Raw genomic sequence first — 22,961 nt, 5'->3', positions numbered from 1 at the left:
AGGGCGCTTCGCACCCACCCAGGGTCAGGCGCTGCCCTCTGGGTTCTCAGGATCAAACCCAATGGATTTCTGCCAGGCCCGCCATTGTTCGATGAATTCGGCTTTTGTCAAATCATCAGTTGGCCAGTGATTGGGGAGGTCTTGGTCGTCTCGAGGATGGATACCACTCGCCCAGACGTTACTGGCATCGGAAAAGACCTTCATATCGTCTATTGTACGAGAGATTTTGTTACTTCCACGATTATCTACTTCAAAGGCTGTACTTCTAAATGCCGTTCCTTTGAATTCACAGTTCCAGAAATTCACAGCAGAACGGAAGCATGTCTTGTGGAAAAAAGCACCAGAGAAATCGCAACGCTTGAAATGCAGATGCTCAATTTCGGTGAGCTTCCAGGAAGTGTTTCTGAGGCAAACTCTTTGAAGCTCGGTATCGCGATCCAAAATATCGTCGTGTTTACTATACGTGAATTCACAACTTTGGAAGTTACTTCCTGAAAAATCAGATCCATCTAGTCTACTGTCGCTGAAGTTGCTTCCGTTAAAGTCGACATTTTTCAAAACTTTGTTTGTTAGCGAGAGCTTTCTGAAATCTGTTTGAGTAAGATTCAATCGTTCTGAATAGCCGCTAGCTTGCATTGCCTTGAGGATATCAAACACAACTGCGATGTCGGCTCGAAGCGCATGAAAGCCTTTCTCTGAAAGCGAAATTTCACTTATCTGTTGTCGCGTGTTCTCACGGATATAGGCGCAAAGAACCCTAGCAATGCTCGGAATGTCAGTTGGGCTATCATTTGCTATTCGCAGTAGGGAAAACAGCCCGCCAATACGCACCTCCAGATTGGGGACAGTTCTTTCGATCATGATCGGCTTTTTGGAATCAATTACGGGATTACCTGTCGTCTTGTGCTTTACCAGTTTTCCATCGGTGTTCCGTTTGTTTTCAAATCTGGGTTTACCTGACTTGGATTTCAGTTGCTGCTTCATCACTTTATCGGCACCGATCTGCTCGACTGCTTTGGCGATGCGATCTGTATAGAGGCCTTGTTCAGCGGTGTGGGCCTGTTTGTTGGCAATCACGGTACGCCAGACGAGGAAAGGAGCACCAAAGATAGCCGCAAGGAAAAGGCCTACATTGCGCAGGGCAGTGTGCCGGTCTGTATAGTCTCCGAGATAGTCGGTGATCAGAAGAATTGCTGCGAACTCATAAAGTGCAATGACGGCGAGCAACGTCGCGAGCATAGCGCCAGCCCAGAGAGCCAAATTAAAGAAGGGGCGTTCGTGTAGCTGAGGGATTTTCAGCCCGTGTGTTTTGACCGTCATTCTGGCTAGGATGATAAACAGCGCGGTTAGGCCGATCAGAAACAGCCACTGCCACGACACCGAAAGCGTGAAACCTGCGTCTGAAAAATCTAAATCCGTCATCTCAAATCCCCTAAATCAATCCTTAACGCGCCCTGAATGCGGCGGGCGCGTGATATGCATAAGATGTGCATATGTTGTGCATGGATTGTGTATGCGGGGGAAGGGGGGATTTCAGGGGATTTGCGGGATCACTTTGTATCAGTGATCCAGGCCAGAATTTCCGCTTCATCCGGGGCAACAAATTCTGCGACACCACCGGAAAATTCCACAAAGGCCTCTTCATTCAGCCCGTTGGTTCCGACCATGACAGTCGCCCCCGCAGCCGCCGCTTCGCCCAGCAGTTCGCGAAAGCCTTTGCCCTCGGATTCATGTTTACCGAACTTGTTCAGCAGGAACACATCATAGCCATCTTCCATACGCTGGCTGACGGCGGAAACCGCTTCGGCCATGGCTTCGGGGTTCAGGCGACAGCCGCGGCTTTCCTTGCCAAGGTCTTGAGAAATACGGATTTTTGGACCATTGGACAGCACCTGCACATCCATATCACAGCGATGGCAGTCATCGCGGTCAGAGTTGATCTGCACAATTCCCATGCAGCGTTTGCCCTGTGCTGTCAGCTTGTCAGCGACACCCGCCAGAAGCAGATCCAGTTCACCCTGGCCGGTCAGTTTTGTATAGCCGATTTTCATGTCGGGCCTCATATATCAGAAGGCGGAAAAGCCCGCCCGGAGTTGTCGTCGTTACTCTCTGCTCCGGGCGGTAAATGTCAACACGGATTTCACCATGTGGGTACCTGTTCAGGCAGCCGGGACCTTTTCAGCCGGGGCGGAGAAACGCACACCGGTGATTTCTGCTGTGTTGACAAGCTCTGCCGTGAAACGCTGCGCCGCCTGCGCCCAGGCAGCCCGTTCCATGGCGTCACTTATGGTTTGTCTGACGCTGTCAAAGGGCAGGGGTGCCCCTTCGGCGCGGGCATCCAGGCGAATGATGTGAAAGCCGAACTGGGTTTCCACAAGTTCCGGATGCACGGCCCCTTGCTTGATCGTGGCAAGGGCTGCGTCAAATTCGGGAACCGTGTCACCCGAAGACAACTGCCCCAAAACGCCGCCATTGTCTTTGGAAGAACAGTCAGAGTTTTCGCGCGCCAGCGTGTCGAACCGTTTCGGGTTTTCCAGCGCCAGTTTGAGAATTTCAGACGCCTTTAGTTTCGCTTCCAACTGTGAGGATTGATCATCCGAGCGTACGGCCAACAAGATATGCGCGGCTTCATACAGAGACGGCGCGCGGAACTGATCGCCGTGGGTGTCAAAGGCGCGTTTGATGGCGTCTTCGGTCACGTCCTCGGGTTCGACGCGGATTTCCAGCACCTGGCGCACCAGGGCTTCGTCTTCGGTTTCGAACTTGCCCGGCGCAACCTCGTTTGGTGCGGGGGAGAGGCCCATTTTGCGGGCCTCTTCCAGGATCAGGTGGCGGATGACAAGGGCGCGTGCGCCCGCCTGCCAGGCCCAGCCCGGTTTTCCCTTGGGGGCTTGGTGGTTCTGGGCTTCCTGCGCGATGTCTTCCTGCGCAATCACCTGGCCATTTACTGTGACCTCAGGGAAAAGGGGCTTTGCCATTTTTCGTTACTCCACAGAGGGTTAGTTTGATTTACGACGCGAACGCACGATCTGATAGCCGGGGCGTACGAAATACCGTACGGGGGCTGACAGCATGTGAACGAGACGTGTGAAGGGGAAGGCCAGGAAGATCGTCAGGCCCAGCAGGATGTGCAGTTTGAACACAAGTGCCACGTCCGCGATATAGCTGGCGGCGGCCCCGTCAAAAAAGATAATCCCCTGCGCCCAGGACATGAATTTCACCATCTCATGACCATCCAGGTGACCCAGAGAACTGAAGATCGTGCCAAGCCCCAGGATCAACTGTGCCAGCAACATCGCAAGGATTGCGATATCTGCAAAAGAACTGGTCTTGCGAATGCGCGGATCGGTCCAGCGACGGTGAAACAGCATTGCACCGCCGACAAGCGCCATAATGCCAAAGATGCCACCAGCGACAACGGCGAGCATTTGTTTCGCACCATGGGACACGCCGATCGCGTCAAAGATCGCGATGGGTGTCAAAAGGCCGACAAAGTGCCCGGCAAGAATGCCCAGAACACCGACGTGAAACAGGCTGGATCCGATGATCAGCTGTTTGCGGCGCAACAGCTGTGAGGACGATGATTTCCAGGTGAAAGGGTCGCGTTCATAGCGGGCGATGGATCCCACAATCATCACAGTGATCGCGATATAGGGGAAGGTTCCGAACAGAAATTCATGCATGTCTATTCTCCTTATTCGGCTGCGGTGGCGCGATTGCCATCGGTTGGCTGATTGACGGGCTGATCCAGGTTCGCAAGCATATCGCGGACCTGTGGGCACCCTGCGGCGGGATCGGGACCAAAGGTGACCTGGGCTTCTTCCCAGACCTGATCCAGCGCTTCGAGATCGTCCGGGTCTTCATCCGGAACGCTTAAAAGCGCCTCAACTGCCGCGGCGTCGGCTTTGACACCTGCGATGTGTTGCAGGGCGGCCATGGCGGCGGCGTAACCGCTTTCACGGCGGGTCAGGCGGGTTTGCAGGTTTTCCAGAATATGCGCGGTATCACCGATCACATCTTTCACCTCTGCCATGGGGCGAGAGGCCAGGAATTCCAGCAGCACCGGCAGGTGATCGGGCAGCTCGGACGCGATGGGTTCAAACCCACCGGCACGATACATTTCGACCAGATCCACCATGGCAGGGCCACGGTCACGGCTTTCGCCGTGCACATGTTCAAACAGGTTCAGGGACAGGGTGCGGGACCGATCAAACAGCCCCACATAGCGTTCCTGTGCCGCATAGATATCCATGCCCGCGATGTCATCGACAAGGCGCGACAGAAGATCGACCAGTTTGGGTGTCAGAAGGTCGCCCTCTGCAAGGGCTGCCTTCAGTTCCGGGCCTGCCGCCTGAAGATCGGTCGACGGGTAGCTTAAGATAGCCGAGATGGCTTTTAATGGCATAAGCATCATTTGCCCTCCATATTCTGTGGTCCGGTATGCATTGGGTTTGGCAGTCGGAAGTCTTTGGATTTGCCGCCAAACATGGAACCCTTGCTTGTGCCGGTGGAACAGCCGTTGCCATCGGTAAAGCCACAGCCGCTGCGGATGTCATAGGCGTCTTCAACCTGTTCGCGGTGCGCGGTTGGCACAACAAAACGATCCTCATAGTTGGCGATCGCCATGATGTGATACATGTCCTCGATCAGTTCCGGTGTCATGCCCACACGTTCGGCAATGCCCGCATCAATCACACCGTCAACGGTTTTGCTGCGCATATACGCCCGCATCGCAAGCATCCGTTCCAGGGCAGAAACCACAGGGGATTCTTCACCGGCGGTCAGCATGTTTGCCAGATATTTCACAGGGATACGCAGGGATTTGACGTCCGGCATTTCCTTGTCGATACCAATCGCGCCGGCTTCTGCTGCGTTCTGGATCGGGGACAGTGGCGGGATATACCAGACCATTGGCAATGTGCGGTATTCCGGGTGCAGCGGGAAGGCGATCTTCCAGTCCATCGCCATTTTATAGACCGGCGAGTTCTGGGCAGATTTCACCCAATCCTGCGGCACACCCTGACGGATGGCTTCGGCGGCGATTTCCGGATCGTTCGGATCAAGGAAGATGTCACACTGGGATTTATACAGATCCTGTTCATCACTTACGTTGGCCGCTTCATCAATGCGATCCTGATCATAGAGCATCACACCCAGGTAACGGATACGTCCCACACAGGTTTCGGAACAGACAGTTGGCTGACCAGATTCAATGCGTGGATAGCAGAAGGTACATTTCTCAGACTTGCCGCTTTCCCAGTTGTAATAGACCTTTTTGTAGGGGCAGCCGGACACACACATGCGCCAGCCGCGGCATTTTTCTTGGTCAATCAGAACGATGCCGTCTTCTTCACGCTTGTAGATCGCACCTGACGGGCAGGCGGCGGCACAGGCGGGGTTCAGACAGTGTTCACAGAGACGTGGCAAATACATCATGAATGTATTTTCATATTCGCCGTAGATCTCTTTCTGGATGCCCTCGAAGTTATAGTCTTCGCCACGTTTCGCGAATTCACCACCCAGGATTTCTTCCCAGTTCGGACCGGTTTCGATCTTTTCCATCCGTTCGCCTGTGATCTTGGAAAACGGGCGTGCGGTCGGATAGTGGTTCATTTCCGGCGCGGATTTCAGGTGGTCATAGTCGAAATCAAATGGTTCATAGTAATCGTCGATTTCGGGCAGGTCGGGGTTGCCGAACAGTTTCGCCAGCACCCGCCATTTTGACCCCATCTTGGGCTGAAGTTTACCCTTTTTGGTCCGTTCCCAGCCGCCATTCCAACGCTTCTGGTTTTCCCAGTCTTTCGGGTAACCTGTGCCAGGCTTACTTTCAACGTTGTTGAACCATGCGTACTCGACCCCCTCACGGGAGGTCCAGACGTTCTTACAGGTCACGGAACAGGTGTGGCACCCGATACATTTATCAAGGTTCAGCACCATGCCAATTTGTGCGCGGATCTTCATTCTGCTGCCTCCGGAGATTGGGTTGCAGGGGTATCAAGCCAGTCGACTTTGCGCATTTTACGCACAACCACGAATTCATCGCGGTTGGAACCAACTGTGCCGTAGTAGTTGAAACCATAGGACTGGTGCGCATAGGCCCCGATCATATGGGTTGGTTTCACGGTTGCCCGTGTGACCGAGTTGTGGATGCCACCGCGATGACCGGTTTTCTCAGAACCCGGTGTGTTCACGATTTTTTCCTGGGCGTGATACATGAAGATCGTACCGTCTTTCATCCGCTGGGACACAACCGCACGCGCAGTCAGGGCACCATTGGCGTTATAGACTTCGACCCAGTCGTTATCGACGATCCCGGCAGATTTCGCATCAGTTTCGGAAATCCAGACCACAGGGCCACCCCGGTTCAGGGTCAGCATCATCAGGTTGTCACTGTAAGTAGAGTGAATGCCCCATTTCTGGTGCGGTGTGATGAAGTTGAGGATCAGATTATCGCCATCGTCCTGAATATCCGCATTGATGGTTTTCAGATCCACTGGAGGACGCCAGCCGACAAAACCCTCACCAAATGCGCGCATCCACAGGTGATCCTGATACAGCTGCTGACGGCCGGTCAGGGTACGCCATGGGATCAGCTCATGCACGTTGGTGTAACCTGCGTTATAGCAGACCTCTTCGCTTTCGATACCGGACCAGGTAGGGGAGGAAATGATCTTACGCGGTTGCACCGCGATGTCACGGAAACGGATCTTTTCGTCTTCCTTCGGCAGGGCCAGGTGGGCGTGTTCACGACCGGTTGCCTTAGACAGTTCGTTCCAGGCTTTCACCGCAACTTCGCCGTTGGTTTCAGGCGCCAGCATCAGGATCATTTCCGCCGCATCAATCGCAGTATCAAGCTTTGGCTGACCTTTGGAAACGCCATCTTCCAGTACACGACCGTTCAGATCACCAAGGTGGTGCACCTCCGTTTCGGTGTTCCAGTTGATGCCCTTGCCGCCGTTGCCCAGCTTTTCAAGCAGAGGACCGACAGAGGTGAATTTTTTACCCAGGTTCGGGTAATCCCGTTCGACCGCGATATAGTTTGGCGCGGTTTTACCAGGGATCAGATCACATTCGCCTTTCTTCCAGTCAAGCACTTGATCCTGCGCGATTTCGGCAGGGGTGTCATGCAGGATTGGCAATTGCACAATGTCAGTTTCAACGCCCAGGATTTCTGGTGCGACTTCGCTGAATTTCTGCGCGATGGATTTGAAGATTTCCCAGTCAGATTTGCTTTCGTACGCCGGATCAACCGCCGCCTGAAGCGGGTGGATGAACGGGTGCATGTCTGAGGTGTTCAGATCGTCTTTCTCATACCAGCTTGCGGTCGGCAGAACGATGTCTGAATACACAGCAGTGGTGGACATGCGGAAGTCGATGGTCACCAGAAGGTCAAGTTTGCCTTTCGGGGCGTCCTTGTGCCATTTGGCTTCCTTCGGCATTGCGCCGCCTTCTTCACCCAGGTCCTTGCCCAGAACACCGTGATCGGTGCCAAGCAGGTGCTTGAGGAAATATTCGTGACCTTTACCGGAAGAACCAAGCAGGTTGGAACGCCAGATAAACAGGTTGCGTGGCCAGTTTTCCGGTGCATCCGGATCCTCACAGGACATTTCCAGATCGCCGGATTTCAGCTGTTCAGCCACATAAGCCGGGATCTCTTTGCCAGCTTCTTTCGCAGCTTTGGCCACCTCAAGTGGGTTGGTTTTCAGCTGTGGTGCGGACGGCAACCAGCCCATGCGTTCCGCACGGATGTTGTAATCAATCAGGTTGATATCCCAGTCACCTTCCGGTGCGGTCGGGGACAGGATTTCATTTGCTGACAATTGTTCGTAACGGAACTGATCTGTGTGCGCATACCAGGCAGAGGTGGAGTTCATGTGACGTGGAGGACGGCACCAGTCGAGACCAAAGGCCAGCGGCTGCCAACCGGTCTGCGGACGCAGTTTTTCTTGGCCCACATAGTGGCTCCAGCCACCGCCGGATTGACCGATACAACCACACATCACCAGCATGTTGATGATACCGCGATAGTTCATATCCATGTGGTACCAGTGGTTCAGACCCGCGCCCAGAATGACCATGGATTTACCATTGGTTTTCTCAGCGTTGAGGGCGAATTCACGGGCCACGGCTTCGATTTTATCACGGGAAACGCCTGTGATTTTCTCAGCCCAGGCCGGGGTGCCGGGGATATCGTCGTTATAGTCTTTAGATACCCATTCACCGCCCAGGCCACGATCCAGACCATAGTTCGCACAGAAGAGGTCAAACACAGTGGCAACGGTGATGGTCTTTTTGCCGGACTTGATTTTCTTGACCGGAATATTGCGGGTCAGAACGTCAGGGTGGTCACATTTATGGAAGTTTTCAGTGGCTTCACCGCCGAAATACGGGAAATCAACGCCGACAACTTCGTCGTGATCTTCTTCAAGGATGAAGGACATCTTCAGATCAGTGTCTTTGCCCTTGGCGCGTTCCTCAAGGTTCCATTCACCGTCTTCGCCCCAGCGATAACCGACAGACCCGTTTGGTGCACAAAGGCCATTTTCACTGTCCCAGGCGATGGTTTTCCATTCGGGATTGTTCTTTTCACCAAGCTTACCGGCAAGATCATCCGCCCGCAGGAAACGACCCGGGATCATGCGGCCATCTTTTTCTTCCATGGTGACAAGCATCGGAAAGTCAGAATATTTGCGGGTGTAATCCTCAAAATATTCGGCCTGACGATCCAAGTGGAATTCGCGCAGGATTACGTGGCCAAAAGCCATGGCCAGCGCCGCATCGGTGCCCTGTTTTGCGTTCAGCCAGATGTCACCAAACTTAGCGGCTTCTGAATAGTCAGGCGAAACAACGGCGGATTTCGTGCCGCGATAACGGGCTTCTGTATAGAAGTGTGCATCAGGGGTACGTGTTTGTGGAACGTTAGACCCCCACAACAGCAGGTAACCCGCATTGTACCAATCAGCAGATTCAGGCACGTCGGTTTGCTCACCCCAGGTCATCGGAGAGGCAGGTGGAAGGTCACAATACCAGTCATAGAATGACATGCAGACGCCGCCAAGCAGCGACAGGTAGCGTGAACCAGCGGCATAAGACACCATGGACATCGCAGGAATTGGCGAGAAGCCAAAGACGCGGTCGGGGCCGTATGTTTTCACGGTATAGGCGTTGGCGGCGGCGATGATCTCAGTGCTCTCATCCCAGGTCGCGCGCACAAAGCCGCCTTTACCACGGGTTTTCACATAGCTTGCGCGCAGAACCGGATCTTCCTGAAGGGCTTTCCAGGCCGCAGCGGGTTCCATGTTCTTGCGCATACGACGCCAGGCTTTCATCAGCTTACCGCGGATCAACGGGTTTTTCACCCGGTTGGCAGAATAGAGATACCAGGAATAGCTGGCCCCACGGGCACAGCCGCGTGGTTCGTGGTTCGGCAGATCAGGGCGTGTGCGTGGGTAGTCAGTTTGCTGGGTTTCCCAGGTCACGATGCCGGATTTTACGTAGATCTTCCACGAACATGAGCCGGTACAGTTCACACCGTGGGTCGAACGCACAACTTTGTCGTGACGCCAGCGGTTGCGGTAAACATCTTCCCAGGCGCGGTCCTCATTTGTGGTCTGACCATGCTTGTTGGAAAAGGTATCCAGTTGCTTTGACTGGAAGAAATTCAGACGGTCGAGCAGATGGCTCATCTCATGTTCTCCTTAGGTTTGCTGGCCCGCCCCGGTGCACGGGAAGTGCGGAAGGGCGGGGCGGGCTGGCTCAGCCCCGGCCAGGGTGGCCGGAACTGAAGTGTCGGAAATCAAGGGTTCTTGATGTAGGCGCCGGGGCGCAGGTAGAACCACCAGTTGATCAGGATGCAGACGCCGTAGAAGACTGCAAAACCGTAAAGCGCGTATTCAGGTGTCGCGGCTTTGATCTGCTCACCAAACACTTTCGGGATGATGAAGGCGCCATAAGCAGCCACCGCAGCGGTCCAGCCCAGTACAGGACCAGCCTGCTCTTTGTTGAACGCTACAGCGATGGTGCGGAAGGTGGACCCGTTGCCGATACCAGTTGCTGCGAACAGGATCAGGAAGAGGATCATGAAGGGGAAGAAGAACTCTTCCGGGGTTGCGGACACGTAAGCCTGCTTCAGGAAGTAAGCCACACCCAGGGCGGAACCAACCATCACGATAGAGATCCACTGTGTCACACGTGCGCCACCCAGTTTATCAGCAATCATACCACCAACCGGACGGATCAGCGCGCCGATGAAGGGGCCCATCCAGGCATACATCAGGGCAGAAGGGCCGTTCGGGTTGGCCAGATCATGGGTCATCACACCGTCAATCTCAACGTGCTGGAAGCCGAAGACAACTTTGATGGCCAGGGCAAAGGTCGCCGCATAACCGATGAAAGAACCAAAGGTCATGGTGTAGATCACGGTCATCGCCCAGGTGTGCTTGTTGCCGAAGATCTTATACTGACGTGACAGGTTCTGACCGACCTGACCGGGGATCATTTTCAAGAGGAACACAGTCAGCGCGATCACGATGGGCAGAACGATCCACTTAGAGATCATAAAGCCAGACCCACCAACTTTCGCAGGCAACATCAGCCACAGACCAAAAGCGGCGGTCAGGAAACCCACCAGCAACATACCGGTGATGGTGCCAAATGCGCCTACAGGGGACGGGATGTCAGGGGATACATGTTCATCACGGATGTTGTTCATGCCCCACCAGCCTGCAAAGGCAAGCGGTACGAGGAACAAGAGCCAGACAAAACCAGCGTTCTGAATGTAAGTTTCAGTGCCCGCAGGGATTTTACCGATCAGTGTGCCGGAAGTGTTCACCAGCTCACGGCCTTCGCCACCGAACAGACCAAAGGTCATCACCAGCGGGATCAGGATTTGCATGGTGGTCACACCAAAGTTGCCAAGACCCGCGTTCATGCCCAGGGAATAGCCCTGCATCTTTTTCGGGAAGAAGAAAGAAATGTTGGACATGGAGGATGAGAAGTTACCGCCACCGATACCGGACAGGAATGCCAGAACCTGGAATTTCCACAGCGGTGTGTTCGGGTCTTGCAGATAGTAACCCGCGCCAAGGGCAGGGATCATCAACAGGGCGGTGGTGAAGAAAATAGTGTTCCGTCCCCCCGCGATACGCACGAAGAATGTGGACGGGATACGCAGGGTCGCACCGGTCAGACCAGCAATCGCACCCAAAGTGAACAGGTCAGATTTTTCAAAGCCGAACCCAAGGTTGATCATCTGAACGGTGATGATGCCCCAGTACAGCCAGACCGCAAAGCCGCAAAGCAGCGATGGAATGGAGATCCAGAGGTTGCGGTTCGCAATCGCCTTCCCTTCATTCTGCCAGAAGGTTTCGTCTTCTGGTGTATAGTTTCTAAGATCTTGTCCCAATTTTAGTTCCTCCTCAGTGTGAGGGTTGCGGCGGGTCCGGATGACCCGCCTGTGAGTATTGTTATGCTTTGTTGTCAGGGTGTGTGCGGTTGTAGTCCTCAACAATCGCCACGGATCGTGCCAGGGCTGCGTTGGCTTGATCTGCATGCATCTGCAGGCCATCGATGCTGGCTTTTTCAAACAAGGCGCGTTCTTCAGCTTCCTGTTCAGGTGAGAAACGGATGAACAGGGCCAGAACGGATACGCAGGTTACGATCATACCAATGGTCAGATAGGCATCGTCCCAGTTGCTGTTGTAAGCTTCGCTTTTCAACAGGAACCCGCCCAGAACCGCACCGGCGTTCCCGCCTGCACCCACCACACCGGCAACCGCGCCAAGTGCTTTTTTGTTGACGAATGGCACCACGGAATAGGTTGCGCCTTCAGACATCTGTGTGAACAGAGAGAACAGGATCAGGGTTGGGATCGCGAGAACCAGGATGGGCATCTGGCTGAACAACATCAGCGCAAGGCCTTCGCCCAACAGGGCAATGAACAACCAGGTTGTGCGACCTTTCAGGCCCCAGAGTGCTGCAAAGTTGTCGCCAAAGATGCCGCCCAATGTCCGGGCAAAGATGTTCATCAGACCGAACAGACCGGCAATCATACCCGCGGTCACCGCAGCACGGGCCAGTGGCATGCCTTTGAAGAAGTCAAAGTAGTCGACAAAATAGAGCGCGATAGACCCGTTGACCAACAGCTCAATGCCAAAACACGCGCCGTAGATCACGAACATCAGCCAGACACGGTAGTCGGCCATTGCAGCAAAGTATGCGCCAGTGACTTTGTCCTTTGACTGCATCTTGCCCTGGGCGCGCAGGTCTTTGAAGTTCCCGTCAGGCGCGTCCTGTGTCAGGAAGAAATAAGCGATCCCGATGCCAAATGTCACACCACCAACCAGTACCATAGACGCACGCCATGCAGCCGCATCTGTGAAACCGAAGCCAACGATAAAGCCTGTGAAGATCAAAGGCATAACGATCTGTGTGACACCGCCACCCAGGTTGCCCCAGCCCGCAGAGGTCGCATTTGCAGTACCAACCACGTTGGGCGCAAACATCACGGTGGTGTGGTATTGAGTGATCACGAAAGACGCGCCAATCACACCGATCAGCAGGCGAAAGATCAGAAAGCTTTCAAAGCTGTTGGCAAGGCCGATCCCCGCAACAGGCAAAGACCCGACTAGCAGCAGGGATGTATAGGCGATGCGCGGGCCGACCCGGTCACAGAACCAGCCGATAAAGAAGCGCGCGAACACGGTCACGGCAACGGATGCGATGATGGTCCAGCCGACCTGGGATTTGGTCAGGCCCAGTTCTTCGCGCACGATGATCATCATCGGCGCGATGCCGAACCATGCGAAGAAACATGCGAAGAACGCAAACCATGTCATGTGAAATGTACGGATTTGAACCATTCTGACGTTAAAGAAATTTCGCCAGAGACTTGTGGCTTTGTTTTGTAGCTCCATCTGTCCCTCCAGATACTCTGCCCGTTTTGTGGGCTCTGGTCAGGGTTTGCGCCTTCCGGTTGGGGGAAAACTTGACTTAGATCAAAAGCGGATTTTTGCCTGTTGAAATAAATGGATAACCGAAATGCGTGGTGTGCGTTGCGACATTTTGTCAAGCTGCGGTTTGCAAATTCGAAAATGTTACTTGATTTTTGTCAATTGCGACGTGATACACGTTGCAGGGGAAAAGGGTAGCAAGCCATGCGCGAGTCAGACATTCCGGAGATCCTGAAACTGGATCTCTTTCGAAATATGGAATCCGACAACTTTGAACGTCTGATGCGGGGGGCCTATGTGCAGATGTTCCCGCCACAGGTGGAACTGACACATGAAGGGGATCGTGCGGATTTTCTTTATGTGCTGATGTCGGGCAGCGTCGAACTTTATGCGTCCTGGAATGGTAGCGACAGCACCATGGCGATTGTACGCCCGGTCTCAACCTTCATTCTGGCCGCCACAGTGCGCGATGCACCTTATCTCATGAGTTCCCGCACAATGGAGAAATCCCGCCTGATCATGCTGCCTTCAGCTGACGTGCGTGATGTTTTTGATAAAGACGCAGGCTTTGCCCGGGCCGTGGTGACGGAACTTGCGCAATGTTACCGGTCTGTTGTGAAAAGCAGTAAGAACCTGAAGCTGCGATCCTCAATTGAACGGCTGGCCAACTATATGCTGCGCAAAAGCGTGGAATATGGCGCGGATGAATTCCGCCTGCCGCTGGAGAAACGTGCTTTGGCGTCTTACCTCGGTATGACCCCGGAAAATCTGTCCCGTGCGATTAAGGCGCTGGGCCCGTATGGGGTTGAGGTCAGCGGATATGACGTACGTCTGACAAATAAGGCCGATCTGACCGGGCTGGCAAAACCGACGCCCGGCATTGACGATCAGCGGTTCTGAAGCATCGCAAGGATCTGTGCCCGCGCAGTTTCGCCCAGCATGCCATCACGTGCTACAAAGACCAGATCCCGCGTCAGCGGCGTGCCGGGCAGGGGGCGGATGTGGAAGGGTTTGTCAGGCCAACGTTCCAGATCCGGACGTGGCAGGATCGTATAACCGATCCCATGTGACAGGCATTCAATGATCGGTTCCACCATATCAAACGTGATGCGATCCTTCGGCTGATGCCGGTTTTCCCGCAGCCAGGTGCCGATATGTCGCCCGATGCCCCCAGCAGGCAGGAATTGCAGGAACGGCAGGGCATTGGGCAGATCAGACAGGGCTGCACCTTCAAACCCATCCGGCAGGGCCAGTGCCATATCCTCGGTGCTGATCGTCGTGCAGTGCAGCCCGTCGGGCAGATCGTCATCTGTGACCACGGCGCAGTCCAAAGTGCCCGCCTGCACGGCGCTGCACAGGGTTGCGGACAACCCGGTTGAGGCTTCAAACCGGGCCTCTGGTGCCTGGCTCTGCGCCTGTTTCAGAAATCCGGGCAGCAGACGCACGCTGGTTGTCGGCACAAATCCGATCCGGTAACGCCCGCGTAATCCATCATCTTCCTGGCTCATGGCCTCAATACGGGCGCGTGCGGCCAGGATCACCCGGACATCCGGCAAAAGCGCCCGTGCCTCTGGTGTCATCCGTGGCGGGCGGGCAGTGCGGTCAAACAGCTTCGCACCAAGGTTTTCTTCCAGGGCTTTCATCTGCATGGAAACCGCAGGCAGGGTCATGTTCAGAAGGCCCGCCGTTTCTGAAAAAGATCCGGTTTCTGAGATGCTTAACAGGGTACGCAGGCTCTGGATGTTCATGTTCAGTGATCCTTAATTTATGCTTCACTTATATTCGATTGATGTTAAGTTTCAAGCGGCGTAGCGAGGGCGTAACAACAAAGGATGCCCCGATGTCTGACCTTTCTGCTTCACCTGTGATCCCTACCGAAACCCTGCCTCTGAAAGCGGCCCGTGGCCTTGGCCCGACGCTTGCGGCGCGGGCGCATAAATGGGACCAAAGCCGCGAATATTGTCATGAGAACATTCCCGATCTTGTGGCTGCGAAACTCATGGGTATGTCGATCCCACGTGAATATGGCGGGCAGGGGGCGAGTTTCCTTCAGGTCGTTGATGTGGTTGAAGAGGTGGCCCGCCACTGCACCCTGACCGCCCGTATTATTGTTGAGGCCAATATGGGTGGTATCAGCGCGGTGATGGCTTATGGGACGGAGAAACAGAAGGCATTCTGCGCGAAATATGTGCTCGCGGGCGATAAACCAGCGATCTGCATCACAGAACCGGATGCGGGATCCGCCGCCACAGAAATGACCAGCACAGCGCAAAAGGTGAAGGGCGGATATCGTCTGAACGGGGTGAAACACTGGATCACCGGCGGGGGCATGTCAAAGCTGCATCTGGTTTTTGCGCGGGTGCTGGATGATGCAGGTGTGGATCAGGGCATTGGTGGATTTCTTCTGTTACATGACCCGGACAATGGTGACGATTGCGAAGGATTCACTGTCGCGCGACGTGAACGTACCATGGGGCTGTGTGGCATGCCCGAGGCAGAGTTGCATTTTGAGGATGCCTTTATCGCAGATGATATGGTCGTTCTGCCGCCCTCCGGTTTTAAACGTGGTTTTGCCGATCTGATGACAGCTTATAACAGTCAGCGCGTGGGTGCGGGGACAATTGCTATGGGCATCGCCGCTGGCGCGCTGGACCATGCCACGCGCTACCTGAAGGAACGGGAACAATTCGGGCGGCCCATTGGGGAATTTCAGGGGTTGCAATGGATGTTGGCTGAGATGGACGCAAAAGTGCATGCGTCGCGTCTGATGTTACGTGAGGCGGCGCAGACACTGTGCGGCAAGGGCTTTCCGGACATGCATCTGGCAGCGCGAGCGAAAATGTTCGCCAGTGAAAATGCGATATCTGTTGTGAATGACGCGCTGCAGATGTTTGGTGCGCGCGGTTATGGCAGCCAGGAGCCGCTTGAACGCATGTACCGCGATGTCCGTATGTTCACAATCGGGGGAGGTACGGCGCAAATTCTCAAAACACAGGTTGCGGGTGGCCTGCTGGGCATTAAAGTGCCGCAAACCCGTGATGGTTACGTAAAAATCGCCGAAGGATCCGTAAAATGACTGAAGTAACACGTGCCGCAGATCTGGTGGCCCGCCGCCTGTATGAGGCCGGATGCCGCCACGCCTTTGGCATGCCCGGCGGCGAGGTTCTGACCATGGTGGATGCGCTGGAAAACGCGGGCATCAAATTCACCCTCTGTAAGCACGAAAATGCGGCGGGCTTTATGGCGGAAGGCGTGCATCACGTGGATGGCGCGCCTGGTATCCTGGTGGCGACATTAGGGCCTGGGGTTCTGAACGGCGTCAATGTGATTGCCAACGCCCATCAGGATCGCGTGCCGATGATTGTGCTGTCAGGTTGTGTCGATGATGACGAAGCCCTGACCTATACCCACCAGGTTCTGGATCACCAGGCGGTACTAAATGAGGTCACCAAGGCAACCTTTAAGTTAACTGCTGAAGGTGCTGATATTATTGCAGATAAGGCGGTGTCTATTGCGATGGCGCCGCGCCCGGGCCCTGTGCATATTGACGTGCCGATTTCGGTTGCAGATATGGAGGTTGCCCCAAAACGTCTGCGTCGCCTCGCGCCTGCAAGTCCAGTGGTTCCTTTAGGCCCGGATCTTGCGCAGGCGCGTGAATGGTTGGGTAAAGCGAAGAAACCTGTCATTATTGCCGGGCTTGATGTGCTGACTGAAGGTTCTCACGCGGATCTGCAGGCGTTTGCAGAACGCTTCAACATCCCCGTGATCACCAGCTACAAAGCTAAGGGCGTTTTGCGCGAGGATCATCCGCTTTGCCTTGGGGGCGCGGGCCTGTCGCCGCGTGCAGATACGGTGCTTGTGCCTTTTGTCAAAGACGCGGATCTGATCATTTGCGCGGGCTATGACCCGATTGAAATGCGCCCGGGCTGGCGTGAAATCTGGGATCCTGCGCAGGTTAATGTCATCGATATCGCGCCGGTTATGAATGATCATTACATGCATCAGGCGACAGTGAATTTCATCGCGCATACTGGCGCAACTCTGAAGGCGCTGAGCCAGGGTGTTGAGCCAGTTGAAACTTGGTCTGGAAATAAGATTGCGACGGCGAAAGCGGCGCTTTCGGACCTGTTTGACGTATCGGAAGACTGGGGGCCTGCAGCGGTGATCGCGGAATGTCGTGACGCCATGCCGGAAGGCACCATCGCCACCGCAGACAGTGGCGCACACCGTATCCTTCTGTCTCAGATCTGGAACTGTGACAGCCCACGTGGTTTGCTGCAAAGCTCGGCGCTGTGCACCATGGGCTGCGCGCTGCCTCTGGCGATGGGGGCGAAATTCGCAGCCCCGGATCGTCAGGTGATCAGTTTCTCAGGTGATGCGGGCACATTGATGTGCGCGGGAGAACTGGCGACTGCTGCGGAATTGGGCGGCAACCCAATCTTTGTTGTCTTTGTCGATGCGGAACTTGCCCTGATCGAGCTGAAACAACGTGGCCGTCAGATGGCGAAACATGGGGTGGCCTTTGGGCGGCATGATTTTGCAGGTCTTGGCAGATCGCTGGGCGGGCAGGGCTATCGTGTGACAAATCGTGACGAGCTGCGCGCAGCACTTGAAGCGGCGAAAACGGCGGGTACATTCACCGTGATTGCGGCAGAAATTGAAGCCCGCGCCTATGATGGAAAGATCTGATCATGTCTGAAACCCCGGTAAATGGCCCCCTGCACGGGCTGAAAGTTCTCGATCTGTCGCGCATTCTGGCTGGTCCGACCTGCACCCAGCTTCTGGGGGATATGGGGGCGGATGTGATCAAGATCGAAAATCCGCGCACGGGCGGCGATGATACCCGCGCCTGGGGCCCGCCCTATGTGGAAATGGCGGATGGGTCTGACAGTGATATCAGTGCTTATTTCATCTGTGCCAATCGCAATAAACGATCCGTTTCTGTGGATATTTCCACGCCCGAGGGCCAGCAGGTGATCCGTGATCTGGCGGCAGATGCAGATGTGCTGATTGAGAATTTTAAACCCGGGTCTCTTGCGAAATACGGGCTGGATTATGCCAGCCTGAAAGATGATCTGCCTGGCCTCGTTTATTGTTCGATCTCTGGCTACGGTCAGACCGGCCCGAATGCTTCAAAACCCGGCTATGATCTGATGGCCCAAGGCTATGGCGGGATCATGTCGCTGACGGGCGAACCCGAAGGCGAGCCGATGAAAGTCGGCGTTGGCATCGCAGATGTGATGTGCGGCATGTATGCGACCACGGGGATCCTCGCGGCCCTGCGTCATCGCGATGCGACCGGGGAAGGGCAGCAGATTGATATTGCATTGGTGGACAGTCAGATTGCATGGCTGATCAATGAGGGGGTGAACTACCGGGTATCGGGCGAACTGCCGAAACGGCGTGGCAATGGTCACCCCAATATTGTGCCCTATAAAACCTGTGCGGCAAGTGATGGGCATGTGATCCTGGCTGTTGGCAATGACACGCAGTTTCAGCGATTTATGACGTGGCTGGGTCTGGGCGAACATGCCTCTGATCCGCGTTATGCGACCAACCCCGCGCGGCTTGAAAACCGCGACACGCTTTATGCGATGATTGAACCTGAACTGGCGAAGATCCCGATGGCAGAGATTATTTCAGGTCTTGAAGCGATCAAAGTGCCGGTTGGCCCTGTGAATACGCTGGATCAGGTGATGGAAAGCGACCAGGTGGCCGCGCGCAACATGGCACCGGGTCTGCCCTCGGATGACGCTGCCGACGGTGTGATCCCGGTGCTGGGCAACCCTCTGAACTTCTCTGCAACCCCGGTTACTTACCGCCGTGCCCCGCCGCGTTTTGGGGCAGATACAGATGCGGTTCTGGCGGAACTCAAGCGAAAAATGTGAGTGACTAACAACTTTTAGACATAATCGCATGTCAAATGGAGGCAAGATTTTTAAGGTCACCATTATGTCATCTGGAACACTACGTCTCATTTCGATCTTTTGCGTTGTTGCTGCGGCATTTGTTTGGAGCCAAAAACCAGACAAACGCATGATGTTTGCATGTGCCCAGGCAGGAAGCTTCCCGGCGGAGGGTGTCGCCGCTTGCAACGAACTGTTAGAGGGGGGCGGCTTTCATGCAAATGAACACTACCAATTCCGTTATTGGCGTTATTTCGGTTTGCATGAATCGGGTCAGGTGGCGTTTGCAATTCGTGAACTGACTGAATTACAAAACAGTGACTGGGATGACCGCTATCGCGCCTTGTTGACTGGAGCCTCTGCGTTATCCGATTCACAGGAATATGAGAATTCCGTTGAACTTTTTGAGCGAGCGCTTGATGTGTTGCCGGAAAGTTATCCAACTGAGCGGGTTGCAAACATCTGGAGCCAACTGGCCTGGCGCTATGAGGCTGCGGGACGTTTGAGTGATGCGATGGTCGCGTCCGAAACCGCCATGGGAATTGCGCCGGATTATCCATACACTGTTGAAATTAATGCCTGGCTACACCGGAAAAACGGTGCATATGACATAGCACTGCCGATACTTATCCGCGCCCTTGAACTGGGACCAACGGATGATTGGGCCGTTGGAGAATTGCCATATTTGTTAAGCTTGATGGAGCGTCAGGATGATCTGGACGATATTTTGGATCAGCTTACACAGGCCAATCCTGACCTGAAAACACTGGAATATTTGTTTTGGCTTGAGATGGCCGATGAATACACTGATGTCGATGATGAAGACTATGAGAAAACCGTCGGCGCCTTTGAGCGCGGCCTGGCTCTTGTTCCTGAAAATGCTTCCTCTCAAGATGTCGCGGGTGCCTGGACCCGTCTTTCCTGGCGTTACCAAAAACTGGATCGCTTTGAGGAGGCGCGCGAAGCCGTACAAATCGCATATGAAATTGCCTCTGATCACGCGTATACACTGCGTCATAAATCTTGGCTTCACCGTTTGGATGGGGAGTATGAGATTGGCCTGGGGCTTATAATACGTTCGCTTGAGATCGATCCTGAGCATGACAGGGGAATAAGAGCGCTGTTATATACTTTGAAACAGCTGGATCGTGAGGATGATGTTGCTCAAATCCACAATACTATCGTAGTCGAACATACACCTGACCGGGCCTCAATCACTGAGAAATGGGTTGATGCGCTGGAAGAGTCTGGGGAATATGTGCAGGCGGCAGAGCTGCTTGAGGCGGAATTTGACCTGTTGCAGGCGGAGGCAAAGGATGAACGCCAATTGTTTATGCAACTGGCGCGGATGGTGAATGAGAGCGGCCAGGCCGAGGCGCGGATTGCTGAATTAACCGATCAGATTGATGCTGAGCCGGGGGATCGTTTTGCGCTGTATCTTCTGGGGTCACTTCATTCGACGCGCGAAGAGTTCGCACTAAGTGCATTCGCGCTTCAGGGGTTGGTTCGGCGTGAGCCAGAGAATGCAAAGGCTGCCGGTTTGTTTTTGGTGAACTGCCTGGGGGCGGGAGATGATTGCCCGTCGCTTTGGCCGGAAAAGCGTGGCGATCGGCCTGAAATCAGTTGTGAAGACGCGATTGAGTTAAGCGCTGTAGCAGAGCCGGGAATTTTGGAGCCACTTGAAAACGGAATTTCACTTTATGAAGCGATGCAGGATCCGGACAAATCATGGATTGTTGCTGCTACATCTTACACAGGGGCAACAATCGCCCAGATTGAGGTTAAGCAAGACAATATGATCACAGTTGCGCAGGCCATTATATTATATGATGCGATTATGGGCTGCTATCCGGGCAGTGAGGGAACCCTAGTGCTTCAGGAACAGACACGGTTGCAATCTGCGCAAGAGGTGGGCGGGAAACAGGTATTTTTCCAGGATTTGTATTTCCATGAAAACCTGCGTCAGAACCGGCTCGATCTGGCCTGGGAAGTGAAGGGGTATGATCTCGACTTTGCACCTCAACCGACGCAGGAATAGTTACTCCACCGTGATTTCCTGACGCAATGCGCCGCTGCCCAGGTCATAGATCAGGATCGCCTCGCCAGCCTCACTTTCTGTCACCACGGCAAACCAGTCTGTGCCGCGGGTAAACGCCGTGGTGCTGTGGCCTTCGGGCAGGGAAATCACCTCCGGCAGCACCAGAGGATCTGGCATGCGCGTTAGCTGCGTGACAAGCAGGTAAATGATCACTACAACGCCCAGGATCATCACGCCGGTCAGCACTGTGACCAGCAGTTTCAGAAACTTCAGGCTGGCGGGCAGTTCCACCGGTTCTTCATTCGGGACGTCAGAAGGGACATCAGACATGCAGGATCTTTCTCAGGATATCATTGAGGTCGTGATTGCGGAAAATCCTCCGCCTCGTCTTGATAAAGCCCTTGCGCGCGATGTGCCAGAGGAAGCTGCGCTGTCACGCTCGCGCCTTGCGAAACTGATCGCAGAAGGGGCTGTCAGCCGCGCAGGTGTGGTTGTCACGGATCAGAAGGCGAAAGTGGCTTCAGGCGATGTGATCTCTATTGCCGTGCCACAGGCGCAGGACACACACATTCTGCCGGAAGATATTCCACTGGAAATCCTCTATGAGGATGATCACCTGATTGTGGTGAATAAACCCGTGGGTATGGTGGTGCATCCCGCCCCAGGCACGCCATCTGGCACGCTTGTGAATGCCCTGCTGCATCATTTCGGCAGTGATCTGTCGGGTGTCGGTGGTAAGGCGCGTCCGGGCATTGTGCACCGGATCGACAAAGATACGTCCGGTCTGCTGGTGGTTGCGAAAACCGATAAAGCCCATCAGGGGTTGGCAAAACAGTTTGAGAAACACACGGTTGAACGCCACTACCACGCGATGGTTTACGGTGTGCCGGATGCCTTTGATCCACGCCTGCGCGGCGTGAAGGGCGTGAATTTCGAAACCAGCAACATCATGAAAATCACCACCATGCTGGCGCGGCACAAACATGACCGTCAGAAACAGCAGGCGATTTTCACGGGTGGACGCCATGCGGTGACACGGGTGCGTATTCTGGAAAGCTATGGCAATCCTGCGGTGGCGGCCAAGGTGGAATGCTGGCTTGAAACCGGCCGCACACACCAGATCCGTGTGCATATGACACACGCGGGTCATGGATTGATCGGGGATCAGACCTATGGTGGTAAACGCAAACTGGCGGATAAAGCGGTTGGTCCAGTGGCCGCCGCCGCCGCGCGCGCCTTCCCCCGTCAGGCGCTGCATGCGGCCAGCCTTGGGTTTGTGCATCCTGATACCGGCGAGACATTGCGTTTTGAAGCACCGGATCCTGTGGATATGCAGGGGCTGGCGGATAAATTGCGGGCGGGCATCACAAGCTAGCCTTCTTTCTGTGTGAATGTGTCCGTTATAAGCCACGACTTTATTGCAGAAGGAACACATTAATGCCCTGGAAGCTGGACAAGATCGCGTGGAATGCCCATACCAGAAACCCGTTAGATCTGGTGTATGAACCTGGCCAGGAGGATGCCTTGTTCTTAATCCGCAGGGGGAAGGTGCCTGATGAGAAACACTGGCCTATTCGCCTGCTGCAGACCACAAAAGACAAGACCCGCCCTGACTATACAATTGGGGCAACAACCAGCGACACTCTGGTCAGTCAGCGTTTTCGCGATTTGGTTGAGGCAAAGGATCCGGCGCAACATATCTACGTTCCTGTCGAAATTTATGCATTCAAAGGAGAGGGGAAGCCTCGAGGGGAGTTGTTGAATACTGATCATTTCTTCTTTTACCCACAGGAACCGTTAGACGGCGGGTTGGTGATTGAGGAATCAGACCTTGCCTGGCGTCGTGTTAACCCAAAACTGGAATCGCTTACGCCAACCGCTCTTCACCCTCGGTTGATGTGCGTCAAAGCGTGGTTGGTGAACGCCATCTGTGGACAGATGCCGATCTGAAACGTGGCGATCCCGTCGTTTCGGACGCGTTGTATGCAGATTTTAAAGCCCATAAGATCGTGGGTTTTCAAGGGCATGAATCGCGTTTTTCAGAGGTGTATCTCTGATGTGATGGTT

General features: G+C 54.5%; 18 protein-coding genes. 7 read left to right on the top strand and 11 right to left on the bottom strand.

From position 1 onward, the window contains the following. Window positions 1-24: 24 nt before the first annotated feature. The 9 genes from H1D41_RS12495 to H1D41_RS12455 form a co-directional block, all read right to left on the bottom strand. Entirely contained in the window at window positions 25-1,422 is a 1,398-nt protein-coding gene (locus tag H1D41_RS12495; protein ID WP_228849221.1) for a pentapeptide repeat-containing protein, read from the bottom strand. Window positions 1,423-1,550: 128 nt separating this feature from the next. After that, entirely contained in the window at window positions 1,551-2,051 is a 501-nt protein-coding gene (locus H1D41_RS12490; protein ID WP_228849220.1) for a DUF2478 domain-containing protein, read from the bottom strand. 108 nt (window positions 2,052-2,159) lie between these two features. Further along, window positions 2,160-2,978 carry a peptidylprolyl isomerase gene (locus tag H1D41_RS12485; protein WP_228849219.1) on the bottom strand — a complete coding sequence of 273 codons (819 nt, stop codon included), beginning with the start codon at window positions 2,976-2,978 and terminating at the stop codon, window positions 2,160-2,162. Between the two features lie 21 nt (window positions 2,979-2,999). Further along, window positions 3,000-3,683 carry a respiratory nitrate reductase subunit gamma gene (narI, locus tag H1D41_RS12480; RefSeq protein ID WP_228849218.1) on the bottom strand — a complete coding sequence of 228 codons (684 nt, stop codon included), beginning with the start codon at window positions 3,681-3,683 and terminating at the stop codon, window positions 3,000-3,002. An 11-nt stretch (window positions 3,684-3,694) separates the two neighbouring features. Then, on the bottom strand, window positions 3,695-4,414 hold the full coding sequence (gene narJ / locus H1D41_RS12475) for a nitrate reductase molybdenum cofactor assembly chaperone (protein WP_324250281.1): 720 nt from the start codon (window positions 4,412-4,414) through the stop codon (window positions 3,695-3,697). Continuing rightward, a complete protein-coding gene (gene narH / locus H1D41_RS12470; protein ID WP_228849217.1) occupies window positions 4,411-5,961 on the bottom strand; it encodes a nitrate reductase subunit beta in 1,551 nt (516 codons plus the stop codon). Before narH ends, narJ begins: the two co-directional genes overlap by 4 nt. Then, window positions 5,958-9,686, bottom strand: a complete 3,729-nt coding sequence (locus H1D41_RS12465) for a nitrate reductase subunit alpha (protein ID WP_228849216.1) — start codon at window positions 9,684-9,686, stop codon at window positions 5,958-5,960. Before H1D41_RS12465 ends, narH begins: the two co-directional genes overlap by 4 nt. 110 nt (window positions 9,687-9,796) lie before the next feature. After that, window positions 9,797-11,404: an antiporter gene (locus tag H1D41_RS12460; protein ID WP_228849215.1), complete on the bottom strand. Its 1,608-nt coding sequence runs from the start codon at window positions 11,402-11,404 to the stop codon at window positions 9,797-9,799. Between the two features lie 61 nt (window positions 11,405-11,465). Beyond that, the gene (locus H1D41_RS12455; RefSeq protein ID WP_228849214.1) at window positions 11,466-12,914 is read right to left on the bottom strand and encodes an MFS transporter; all 1,449 of its coding nucleotides are present in this window, start codon (window positions 12,912-12,914) and stop codon (window positions 11,466-11,468) included. Between the two features lie 240 nt (window positions 12,915-13,154). On the opposite strand from H1D41_RS12455, the gene H1D41_RS12450 reads away from it, so the two are divergent. After that, window positions 13,155-13,850: a cyclic nucleotide-binding domain-containing protein gene (locus H1D41_RS12450; RefSeq protein WP_107498558.1), complete on the top strand. Its 696-nt coding sequence runs from the start codon at window positions 13,155-13,157 to the stop codon at window positions 13,848-13,850. On the opposite strand, the gene H1D41_RS12445 is transcribed toward H1D41_RS12450, so the two are convergent. After that, window positions 13,838-14,698: a LysR family transcriptional regulator gene (locus tag H1D41_RS12445; protein WP_228849213.1), complete on the bottom strand. Its 861-nt coding sequence runs from the start codon at window positions 14,696-14,698 to the stop codon at window positions 13,838-13,840. The genes H1D41_RS12450 and H1D41_RS12445 overlap by 13 nt on opposite strands. Before the next feature lie 92 nt (window positions 14,699-14,790). Between H1D41_RS12445 and acdA the strand changes: the two genes are divergently transcribed. The 4 genes from acdA to H1D41_RS12425 are packed head-to-tail and all read left to right on the top strand — an operon-like array spanning window position 14,791 to window position 20,894. Next, the gene (gene acdA, locus H1D41_RS12440) at window positions 14,791-16,026 is read left to right on the top strand and encodes a 3-sulfinopropanoyl-CoA desulfinase (protein WP_228849212.1); all 1,236 of its coding nucleotides are present in this window, start codon (window positions 14,791-14,793) and stop codon (window positions 16,024-16,026) included. Then, window positions 16,023-17,639, top strand: coding sequence for a thiamine pyrophosphate-binding protein (locus H1D41_RS12435; RefSeq protein ID WP_228849211.1), 1,617 nt, complete (start codon window positions 16,023-16,025; stop codon window positions 17,637-17,639). The genes acdA and H1D41_RS12435 overlap by 4 nt, the downstream gene beginning before the upstream one ends. 2 nt (window positions 17,640-17,641) lie before the next feature. Beyond that, window positions 17,642-18,838 (top strand): CaiB/BaiF CoA transferase family protein, encoded by a 1,197-nt coding sequence (locus H1D41_RS12430; RefSeq protein ID WP_228849210.1) that lies wholly within the window; start codon window positions 17,642-17,644, stop codon window positions 18,836-18,838. A 28-nt stretch (window positions 18,839-18,866) separates the two neighbouring features. Continuing rightward, a complete protein-coding gene (locus H1D41_RS12425) occupies window positions 18,867-20,894 on the top strand; it encodes a tetratricopeptide repeat protein (RefSeq protein ID WP_228849209.1) in 2,028 nt (675 codons plus the stop codon). Here the strand turns inward: H1D41_RS12425 and H1D41_RS12420 are convergent, their stop codons facing one another. After that, on the bottom strand, window positions 20,895-21,224 hold the full coding sequence (locus H1D41_RS12420; RefSeq protein WP_228849208.1) for a DUF6476 family protein: 330 nt from the start codon (window positions 21,222-21,224) through the stop codon (window positions 20,895-20,897). It lies immediately after the preceding gene. On the opposite strand from H1D41_RS12420, the gene H1D41_RS12415 reads away from it, so the two are divergent. Beyond that, the gene (locus H1D41_RS12415) at window positions 21,223-22,269 is read left to right on the top strand and encodes an RluA family pseudouridine synthase (protein ID WP_228849207.1); all 1,047 of its coding nucleotides are present in this window, start codon (window positions 21,223-21,225) and stop codon (window positions 22,267-22,269) included. The two genes, H1D41_RS12420 and H1D41_RS12415, sit on opposite strands and share 2 nt — an antisense overlap. 62 nt (window positions 22,270-22,331) lie before the next feature. Continuing rightward, window positions 22,332-22,844 (top strand): imm11 family protein, encoded by a 513-nt coding sequence (locus H1D41_RS12410; RefSeq protein ID WP_228849206.1) that lies wholly within the window; start codon window positions 22,332-22,334, stop codon window positions 22,842-22,844. The last annotated feature ends 117 nt before the right edge of the window (window positions 22,845-22,961 follow it).

The sequence above is a fragment of the Halocynthiibacter styelae genome, from assembly GCF_016123485.1.
In the GTDB taxonomy this organism is placed as follows: domain Bacteria; phylum Pseudomonadota; class Alphaproteobacteria; order Rhodobacterales; family Rhodobacteraceae; genus Halocynthiibacter; species Halocynthiibacter styelae.
This window is presented reverse-complemented; position numbering and strand designations above follow the sequence as displayed.

Coding starts and splice junctions, on each gene's coding strand:
- H1D41_RS12495 (WP_228849221.1), bottom strand. CDS start 1,422: ATGACGGATTTAGATTTTTCAGACGCAGGTTTCACGCTTTCGGTGTCG.
- H1D41_RS12415 (WP_228849207.1), top strand. CDS start 21,223: ATGCAGGATCTTTCTCAGGATATCATTGAGGTCGTGATTGCGGAAAAT.
- H1D41_RS12485 (WP_228849219.1), bottom strand. CDS start 2,978: ATGGCAAAGCCCCTTTTCCCTGAGGTCACAGTAAATGGCCAGGTGATT.
- narI (WP_228849218.1), bottom strand. CDS start 3,683: ATGCATGAATTTCTGTTCGGAACCTTCCCCTATATCGCGATCACTGTG.
- H1D41_RS12425 (WP_228849209.1), top strand. CDS start 18,867: ATGTCAAATGGAGGCAAGATTTTTAAGGTCACCATTATGTCATCTGGA.
- narJ (WP_324250281.1), bottom strand. CDS start 4,414: ATGATGCTTATGCCATTAAAAGCCATCTCGGCTATCTTAAGCTACCCG.
- narH (WP_228849217.1), bottom strand. CDS start 5,961: ATGAAGATCCGCGCACAAATTGGCATGGTGCTGAACCTTGATAAATGT.
- H1D41_RS12435 (WP_228849211.1), top strand. CDS start 16,023: ATGACTGAAGTAACACGTGCCGCAGATCTGGTGGCCCGCCGCCTGTAT.
- H1D41_RS12430 (WP_228849210.1), top strand. CDS start 17,642: ATGTCTGAAACCCCGGTAAATGGCCCCCTGCACGGGCTGAAAGTTCTC.
- H1D41_RS12490 (WP_228849220.1), bottom strand. CDS start 2,051: ATGAAAATCGGCTATACAAAACTGACCGGCCAGGGTGAACTGGATCTG.
- H1D41_RS12445 (WP_228849213.1), bottom strand. CDS start 14,698: ATGAACATCCAGAGCCTGCGTACCCTGTTAAGCATCTCAGAAACCGGA.
- acdA (WP_228849212.1), top strand. CDS start 14,791: ATGTCTGACCTTTCTGCTTCACCTGTGATCCCTACCGAAACCCTGCCT.
- H1D41_RS12455 (WP_228849214.1), bottom strand. CDS start 12,914: ATGGAGCTACAAAACAAAGCCACAAGTCTCTGGCGAAATTTCTTTAAC.
- H1D41_RS12450 (WP_107498558.1), top strand. CDS start 13,155: ATGCGCGAGTCAGACATTCCGGAGATCCTGAAACTGGATCTCTTTCGA.
- H1D41_RS12420 (WP_228849208.1), bottom strand. CDS start 21,224: ATGTCTGATGTCCCTTCTGACGTCCCGAATGAAGAACCGGTGGAACTG.
- H1D41_RS12410 (WP_228849206.1), top strand. CDS start 22,332: ATGCCCTGGAAGCTGGACAAGATCGCGTGGAATGCCCATACCAGAAAC.
- H1D41_RS12465 (WP_228849216.1), bottom strand. CDS start 9,686: ATGAGCCATCTGCTCGACCGTCTGAATTTCTTCCAGTCAAAGCAACTG.